This window comes from Streptomyces sp. NPDC002057 (assembly GCF_040296665.1).
GTDB lineage: Bacteria > Actinomycetota > Actinomycetes > Streptomycetales > Streptomycetaceae > Streptomyces.
This window is the reverse complement of the sequence record NZ_JBEOXR010000008.1, coordinates 130105-138107: the sequence shown is the minus strand read 5'-3', so window position 1 is coordinate 138107 and position 8003 is coordinate 130105. Positions and strand designations below refer to the sequence as shown.

Genomic DNA, 8003 nt, shown 5'->3' with positions numbered 1-8003 from the left:
GAGCCTCCGACCACGGCCCCGCCGACCACCGAGCCTCCGACCACGGCCCCGCCGACCACCGAGCCTCCGACCACGGCCCCGCCGACCACCGAGCCTCCGACCACGGCCCCGCCGACCACCGAGCCCCCCACCACCGCCCCGCCGACCAGCCAGCCGCCCACCACCGCCCCGCCCGTGGTCGTCAACGGCAAGCTGACCTGGGGGGTCAAGGAGAGCTGGCAGCGGTACGTCGGGCAGATCTGCGGCGGTACGGTCACCGCCTCCGAGGGCGCGAAGAAGAACGGCTCCGCCTACGACTTCGGCTTCGTCAAGGCCGAACTCGACGCCGACGCCCGCAAGGTCGACGCCGCCTTCTCCGGCAAGGTCGCCTTCCTCTGCAACGCCCACGGCATCGCCTGGACCGTCGGTGACCTGAAGGTGAAGGCGTCCGGCACCACCGGCACGCTGTCCGCCGACGTCACCAGCGCCCAGGGCACCCGGAACGACGTGGCCCTCGCCTCCCTCGACCTGTCGAAGTCCGACTGGGCCGTGAAGGACGACGTCGTCACCCTCGCGAACGTCCCGGCGACGCTGACGGAGGCCGGTTCGGCCACGTTCAGCGCCCCCGGCGGCCAGGGCGGATACCCGGCCGGCACCGAGCTCGACGCGCTGACCGTGAGCCTCGCGTACGGCGACGACGCCACGCTGCCCCCGACCACCGGCGGTACCGGTGACTCCGGCGGCTCCGGCACCGGTGGCTCCGGCACCGGCGGTTCGGGCACGTCCGGCGGCTCCGGCTCGTCCACCACGGGCGGCGGCGGAACCGTGGGCGGCGGTGGCACCGTCGGCGGCGGCACGGCCGGCGGTGCCGGTACGGTCGGCGGCTCCGGCGGCACCGCCGGTGGCTCCGGCACGGTCGGCGGTTCGTCCACCGGCGGCGGCTCACTCGCCGCCACCGGCGCCGAGGTCTCGACCACCCTCCTCCTCACCACCTCCGCCCTGACCGTGGCGGCCGGCGCGGGCGTCGTCGTCGCCGTGCGCCGCCGCGCGACGGGCTCCTGAACCGCCTCCCCCCACCGGGCAGGGCCGCACCCGTTCCCCGGGTGCGGCCCTGCCGCCTTCCCGCGGATGGTTCAATTTCCGCCATGGACACGACCGCCACTGACATCGACGTCCTCCGGGTCTTCTGCGCGGGCGACGGCAGGTACGGCAACGCCCTCGGAGTCGTCCGGGACGCCCGTACCCACCCCGACGAGGCCTCCCGGCAGGCGCTCGCCAAGGAGCTCGGGTTCAGCGAGACGGTGTTCGTGGACGACCCGGAGCGCGGGATCGTCGACATCTACGCCCCCGGTGTGCGGCTGCCGTTCGCCGGGCATCCGCTGGTCGGCGCCGCCTGGCTGCTCGACCTGGAGGTCATCCGCCCGCCCGCGGGCGAGGTGTGGGTGCGCGGCGACGGGGAGTTCACCTGGATCGAGGCGCGCGCGGAGTGGGCGCCGCCGCGGACCCTGCGTCAGTACGCCTCCGCCGCCGAGGTGGAGGCGCTCGACGTGCCCCCGCCGGGAGAGTGGATCTACGCCTGGGCCTGGGAGGAGGAGGCGGCGGGCCGGATCAGGGCGCGGGCCTTCCCGGGGCGCGGTGACGGCGTCGACGAGGACGAGGCGACCGGCGCGGCGGCGCTGCTGCTCACGGCGGAGCTGGGACGGGCCCTGAACATCACGCAGGGCCGGGGTTCGCAGCTGCTCACTGCCCCCGGCCCTGACGGAATCGTGGAACTCGGCGGACGGGTCCGCCTGGAGGGGCCGCTCACGCGCTGAGCGCGCGGGCGGTCCCGTGCGGGGCCCGAGGCCCCGCGGGGTCACGCGCTGAGGGAGAACTCCCCGCCCAGCTGGTGGAAGACCGCGCTGTTGAAGGCGAACGCGCGCTTGCACTCGTCGACGATCCGCTGCTTCTCCAGGTCGTCGGCGTTCACCCCGTCGAGCAGCTCCCGGTAGGCCCGCTTGAACGCGGCCGGGTTCGTGATCTCGTCGAAGACGTAGAACCGGACGCCGTCGCCCTTGCGCGCGAAGCCCCAGGTGCGCTCCGCCTTGTCGCGGATGATCTGGCCGCCCGACAGGTCGCCCAGGTAGCGGGTGTAGTGGTGGGCCACGTACCCGGCGGGCCAGTCACGGGCGCACTCGGCGACCCGTTCGGCGTAGGCGACGGTGGCGGGCAGCGGGGAGACCCCGGCGCGCCAGTCGGGGCCCCGCAGGTGGGCGAGGTCCTGCTCCAGGGCGGCGGTGCGGAAGAGCTCGGTCTGTATGAACGGCCCGGCGACCGGGTCGTCGCGCAGGGCCTCCGCGCCCGCTTCCAGGGCCTGGTACACGAACCAGAGCTGCTCGGTGTAGCGCGCGTAGGCGTCGACGCCCAGGCGCCCGCCCAGGAGGTCGCCCATGAAGGACGACGTCTCCGCTTCCGTGTGCTGCTCGTGCGAAGCCGTACGGATGAGCGTGGAGAAGGGCGTGTCCAAGGCGTGCCTCCGGGACCGATGGGACGGGAACCAGTGACGATCCTGCCAAGTTAGGCTTACCTAAGTCAACTGCTTCCCGACGTCCTGTCGGTAAAAACGCTACCCCTTCGCGAGCGCGGAGCAACGTGCGGAGGGGGAGTACATGCGAATCGGCGTGAATCCAGAGGGATTCACGCCGATTCATGGGGATGTGCGCCGGCTCAGGGCAGGGTGAGGATCTCCGCCCCGGTCTCGGTCACGACGAGGGTGTGCTCGAACTGCGCGGTCCGCTTCCGGTCCTTGGTCACCACGGTCCAGCCGTCGTCCCACATGTCGTAGTCGTGGGTGCCGAGGGTCAGCATCGGCTCGATCGTGAAGGTCATGCCGGTCTTGATCTCGGTGGTGTGGTGGGGCGAGTCGTAGTGCGGGACGATCAGCCCGGAGTGGAAGGACGAGTTGATGCCGTGCCCGGTGAAGTCGCGGACGACTCCGTAGCCGAAGCGCTTGGCGTACGACTCGATGACCCGCCCGATGATGTTGATCTGACGGCCGGGCCGCACCGCCTTGATCGCGCGGTTCAGGGACTCCCGGGTCCGCTCCACGAGGAGCCGCGACTCCTCGTCGACGTCACCGCAGAGATAGGTGGCGTTGTTGTCGCCGTGGACGCCGTTGATGTACGCCGTCACGTCGAGGTTCACGATGTCGCCGTCCCGCAGGACGGTCGAGTCGGGGATGCCGTGACAGATGACCTCGTTGACCGAGGCGCACAGCGACTTCGGGAACCCGCGGTAGCCGAGGGTCGAGGGGTAGGCGCCGTGGTCGCACATGAACTCGTGCGCGACCCGGTCGAGCGCGTCGGTGGTGACACCCGGGGCGATGTGCTTGGCGGCCTCCTCCATCGCCTGGGCGGCGATGCGGCCTGCGATCCGCATCCGTTCGACGGTGTCGGAATCCTGCACCTCGGGCCCGGTGTACGGGGCCGGGGCGGGCTTCCCGACGTACTCGGGGCGGCGGATGGAGCCCGGGACGGAGCGATGGGGGGAGAGCTCCCCCGGTACGAGAAGCGACTGGCCAGACATGCCAGCGAGTCTAACGACCGGGTCTTGGGGCAGCATGGTCCCAAGGGAAGGAGCCGACGACGATGGCCCTGTTCAAGAAGCGCGCCGCGGGCAAACCGGGCGAGTGGTACTACTGCCTGGAGCACAAGAAGGTCGAAGAGGGCCCCGACTGCCCGGCGAAGAACCGCTTCGGCCCGTACGCCACCCGTGAGGAGGCCTCCCACGCGATGGAGACCGCCCGCGAGCGGAACCTGGAGTGGGAGACCGACCCGCGCTGGCACGACGGCGCCGGGAAGGACGGGGCGCCGGACGCCGGGAAGGACGGGACGCCCGGGTAGCCCCCGCGCCATGGCGGCGGGGGCCGCCGGGACCGCTCAGACGGTCCCGGCCGCCTCCGGCCGCGCCGCCTCCCGCTGGGCCGCCTCCTGCTGGGCCTTGCGGCGGAGCGAGTCCTCGTCGGTCTCGGAGTCGTACCTCAGGAGCTTCGGCAGGGCCAGGCAGAGCAGCCCCACCGAGGCGACGCAGGCCACGCCACCCGTCCAGACCGCGGACCGGGTGCCGGTCCAGCCCGCCATCGCGCCCGCCCTGACCTGGCCGAGCTGCGGGCCGACGCTGTAGGAGAGCACCTCGATGCCGGCGAGCCGGCCGCGCAGCTCCTCCGGGATCGTCTGGTTCCAGATGGTCGAGCGGCCCAGCCCGCTCAGCATGTCCCCGGCCCCGGCGAAGGCCAGGCAGAGCAGGACGAGCCAGATGTTCCCGAACCAGCCGGCCGCCGCGATGGCCAGGCCCCAGCCGGTGGCGCCCGCGGCGACGAGCAGCCCGTGGCGCCGTACCTTCGCGGTCCAGCCGCTGGTCAGGCCGAGGACCAGCGAGCCGACCGAGCCCGCCGCGTACATCAGGCCGAGCGACCAGTCCGCGTCCAGCTCGTCCGCGAGGAACGGGAAGATCGTGTTCGGGAAGGCGAAGAACATCGCCGCGAGGTCGATCGCGTACGTGCCGAGCAGCACCGGCCGCGACCAGGCGTACCGGGCCCCCTCCGCGATGCCCCGCAGCGAGGGCTTCTCCGCGTCGTGGGCGGGCGGGGCGGGGGAGAGGCGGCGGCACATCAGGACCGAGGCCGCGAAACCGGCGACCGTCACCCCGTACGCGGGCGCGTGACCGGCGAACGCGACGACCAGACCCGCGATGGACGGGCCCGCGATCGCGCCGATCTGCCAGCGCAGCGAGTTCAGCGCGGCCGCCGCCGTCTGGTGCTCGTGCGGCACGATCCGGGCGAACAGCGAGTCGAGCGCGGGACGCTGGAGGCCGGCGAGCGCCGACACCCCGGCCGCGACCACGTAGAGCGGCCAGAGCATCGGCTCCGGCAGCAGCGCGTTGACCAGCAGGAGACCCGCGAGCAGCCCGAGCCCCGCCTCGGTCCAGAGGATCACCCGCCGCCGGTCGACCGCGTCGGCGAGCGCCCCGCCGTACAGGCCGAACACGATCAGCGGGACCAGCTCGACCGCGCCCATCGCGCCGACCGCGAGCGGTGAACCCGTCAGCTCCTTGATCTGCAGCGGCAGGGCGATCATCGCCATCGCGCTGCTGAAGAACGTCACGAGCCCCTGGACCCAGAGGAGCCGGAAGTCGCGTGACTCGCGCCAGGGCGCGGTATCGGGCAGCAGGGCGGAGAACTTGGAGAGCGCGGAGGACACGAAGGGTCATGTTCCGGCCAGAGGGTGCCGAAGGCAACCTAATTACCCGTCAGCACCGCTCGGCGACAGCCCCTCACGGGTCACCGCGCCACCGGTCGGCGACGCCCCTCACGGCTCAGCGGCCACCGGCCACCGGCCACCGGTCGTCGATCGGCGACCCGCGCCTACCAGCGGGCCGGCGGAGGGGCCGTCAGCCGGTCCGCGAGGCCCGAGAGCCGGTCCCGGAAGCGCCGGTTCCCGCGCGGCGACGGCAGGCTGTTCTCGCCCGCCGCCGCGCTCACCAGGTGCTGCACCGTGTCCAGGTCCACCTCGGCCCCCTCCGCCACCGTGAGCGTCTCGTGCGCGAGCCCCCGGACCTCCTCGTCACCCCCGTCGAGCGCGAGCACCGTCGCCCCCGCCCGCCGCGCGTCGTGCACCCGCTGCAGCAGCCCCGCGTCCGGCCGCTCCGGCGCCACCATCAGCAGCGTCGCCCCGCGCCCCGCCGCCTCCAGGCGCCCCAGGCCGACCGCCAGGTGCGCCGGATCCCCCGGCCGCACCCGGTGCCGCACCAGCGTCGGCGCCAGCTCCGGCAGCCCCGACCAGGCCGACTCGTCGACCAGGTGCGCCGCCAGGTGCCAGGGCTCGTACTCCTCCGTACCGACCAGGAGCAGCCCGCCCCGGTGCGGGACGACCGAGGACCGGAGCGCGCCCGCGAACCGGCGCGCCGCCCGGGGCCACTCCGTCCCGGCGAGCACTTCCCGCAGCAACGCGACCCGTACGGCATCCATGGGCCCGCATCCTGCACCAGAGCGGACCCGCGCGCGGCCGGTTGCCGAGGATCCACCCGTACGGGAGCGGTTCCGGCACCCCGACCGGTCGGTAATGTCGGGTCCATGACTTCCTCCAGCGACTCCACCGGCCCCGCCGCGTCCACCGCTCCCGCCACCCCCAAGGCGGCCCCCAAGGACCCCTGGGACCTCCCCGACGTCTCCGGTCTCGTCGTCGGCGTCCTCGGCGGCACCGGCGACCAGGGCCGCGGCCTCGCCTACCGGCTCGCCAAGGCCGGCCAGCGGGTGATCCTCGGCTCTCGCGCCGCCGACCGCGCCAAGGAGGCCGCCCAGGAGATCGGCCACGGCGTCGAGGGGGCCGACAACGCCGAGTGCGCCCGGCGCAGCGACATCGTGATCGTCGCCGTGCCGTGGGACGGCCACGCCAAGACCCTGGAGTCGCTCCGCGAGGAACTCGCGGGCAAGCTCGTCGTGGACTGCGTCAACCCGCTCGGCTTCGACAAGAAGGGCGCCTACGCGCTCAAGCCCGAGGAGGGCTCCGCCGCCGAGCAGGCCGCCGCGCTCCTCCCGGACTCGCGCGTCGCCGCCGCCTTCCACCACCTCTCCGCCGTCCTCCTCCAGGACACCTCCCTGGAGGAGATCGACACGGACGTGATGGTCCTCGGCGAGGACCGCGCCGACGTCGAGCTCGTCCAGGCCCTCGCCGGGCGCATCCCCGGCATGCGCGGCGTCTTCGCCGGCCGGCTGCGCAACGCCCACCAGGTCGAGTCGCTCGTCGCCAACCTGATCTCGGTCAACCGCCGCTACAAGGCCCACGCCGGGCTGCGCGTCACCGACATCTGAGGCCGACCCCCGAGCCGGAGACCGGACGCTTCCGGGCATGGGGGACACTGGACGGGCACAGCAGCCGTACCCGGACAGGAGCCGACCCCCATGCCCCGCCTCGCCCTCTACGCCCTCGTGGTCTGCGCCCTGGCCGTCACCGCGGCCGTCGTCTCCTTCGTCCAGGGCAGCTTCCTCGGCGTCGTCTGGATCCTGCTCGCCGGACTCTCCTCCAACATGGCCTGGTACTACATCCGCCGCGCCAAGGTCGAGAAGGCCGCCGCGGAGGGCTGAGGCCCCGGGCCCGCCCCCGGATCAGGTCCTGGGCCCGCTCCCCGGATCAGGCCCTAGACCTGGCAGAACTCCGGCGTCTCCTGCCAGAAGCGGAAGAGCTGCGAGCCGCAGTAGCGGGTGAGCTCCGGCACCCCGAGCGAGCGCATCAGCGCGTCGATCGCGTCGAAGAAGGCCTCGTTGACCGCCGGCACGAACAGCAGCGCGATCACGACGAAGAAGCCGTACGGCGCGTACGGCTCGATCTGCCGCTTCACCTTGTACGACAGCCAGGGTTCGACGACTCCGTACCCGTCGAGCCCCGGCACCGGCAGGAAGTTCAGGAGCGCCGCCGTCACCTGGAGGAACGCCAGGAACGCCAGCGCGAACTGGAACGCGGGCGGTACGCCGTCCAGCGCGTCCAGCCAGAACGGGGCCGTGCAGACCAGCGCGAACAGCACGTTCGCCAGCGGACCCGCCGCCGAGATCAGGCTGTGCTTCCAGCGGCCCTTGATCCGGCCCTGCTCGATGAAGACCGCACCGCCCGGCAGACCGATCCCGCCCATGATCACGAACAGCACCGGAAGCACGATGCTGAGGACGGCGTGGGTGTACGCGAGCGGGTTCAGGGTCAGATAGCCCTTCGCGCCCACCGTGATGTCCCCGCCGTGCAGGGCCGTGCGGGCGTGCGCGTACTCGTGGAGACAGAGCGACACCACCCACGCCGAGGTCACGAAGAGGAAGACCGCGAGGCCGGGCGAGGAGGCGAAGTCCGTCCACACCGCCCAGCCGGTGACGGCCATGACGGCGAGGATCGCCAGGAAGACGGGGCTGATCCGCCGTTCGTGGCGCCGGGTGGTGGCCGTGGTCATCGCGGAAGCTCCCAGGGGACGGCTGAGCAGAACGGGCCTGTCGTGCGGGAAACGTA

10 protein-coding genes are annotated in these 8003 nt (G+C 72.9%); 5 read left to right on the top strand and 5 right to left on the bottom strand.

Going from position 1 to position 8003, the window contains the following annotated elements:
- Both ABT129_RS09750 and ABT129_RS09745 read left to right on the top strand, forming a co-directional pair.
- On the top strand, nt 1-1041 hold a 1041-nt coding region (locus ABT129_RS09750; protein ID WP_351898820.1), incomplete at its 5' end, for an HtaA domain-containing protein.
- 83 nt (nt 1042-1124) lie between these two features.
- Complete coding sequence (locus ABT129_RS09745) at nt 1125-1793, top strand: PhzF family phenazine biosynthesis protein (protein ID WP_351898817.1); 669 nt, start codon at nt 1125-1127, stop codon at nt 1791-1793.
- Nucleotides 1794-1834: 41 nt separating this feature from the next.
- Here the strand turns inward: ABT129_RS09745 and ABT129_RS09740 are convergent, their stop codons facing one another.
- Complete coding sequence (locus tag ABT129_RS09740; protein ID WP_351898814.1) at nt 1835-2485, bottom strand: biliverdin-producing heme oxygenase; 651 nt, start codon at nt 2483-2485, stop codon at nt 1835-1837.
- A 200-nt stretch (nt 2486-2685) separates the two neighbouring features.
- Nucleotides 2686-3543 carry a type I methionyl aminopeptidase gene (gene map / locus ABT129_RS09735; protein WP_351898811.1) on the bottom strand — a complete coding sequence of 286 codons (858 nt, stop codon included), beginning with the start codon at nt 3541-3543 and terminating at the stop codon, nt 2686-2688.
- Nucleotides 3544-3605: 62 nt separating this feature from the next.
- Here map and ABT129_RS09730 point away from each other — a divergent pair, with 62 nt between their 5' ends.
- On the top strand, nt 3606-3860 hold the full coding sequence (locus ABT129_RS09730) for a hypothetical protein (RefSeq protein WP_351898808.1): 255 nt from the start codon (nt 3606-3608) through the stop codon (nt 3858-3860).
- 36 nt (nt 3861-3896) lie between these two features.
- Here the strand turns inward: ABT129_RS09730 and ABT129_RS09725 are convergent, their stop codons facing one another.
- Both ABT129_RS09725 and ABT129_RS09720 read right to left on the bottom strand, forming a co-directional pair.
- On the bottom strand, nt 3897-5216 hold the full coding sequence (locus ABT129_RS09725) for an MFS transporter (protein ID WP_351898805.1): 1320 nt from the start codon (nt 5214-5216) through the stop codon (nt 3897-3899).
- Nucleotides 5217-5380: 164 nt separating this feature from the next.
- Nucleotides 5381-5983 carry a hypothetical protein gene (locus tag ABT129_RS09720; protein WP_351898802.1) on the bottom strand — a complete coding sequence of 201 codons (603 nt, stop codon included), beginning with the start codon at nt 5981-5983 and terminating at the stop codon, nt 5381-5383.
- Between the two features lie 105 nt (nt 5984-6088).
- Here ABT129_RS09720 and npdG point away from each other — a divergent pair, with 105 nt between their 5' ends.
- The gene (gene npdG, locus ABT129_RS09715; RefSeq protein WP_351898799.1) at nt 6089-6826 is read left to right on the top strand and encodes an NADPH-dependent F420 reductase; all 738 of its coding nucleotides are present in this window, start codon (nt 6089-6091) and stop codon (nt 6824-6826) included.
- 90 nt (nt 6827-6916) lie between these two features.
- Nucleotides 6917-7099 (top strand): hypothetical protein, encoded by a 183-nt coding sequence (locus ABT129_RS09710; RefSeq protein WP_351898796.1) that lies wholly within the window; start codon nt 6917-6919, stop codon nt 7097-7099.
- 53 nt (nt 7100-7152) lie between these two features.
- Here ABT129_RS09710 and ABT129_RS09705 read toward each other — a convergent pair whose 3' ends face one another.
- Complete coding sequence (locus ABT129_RS09705) at nt 7153-7947, bottom strand: site-2 protease family protein (RefSeq protein WP_351898794.1); 795 nt, start codon at nt 7945-7947, stop codon at nt 7153-7155.
- Nucleotides 7948-8003: the final 56 nt, after the last annotated feature.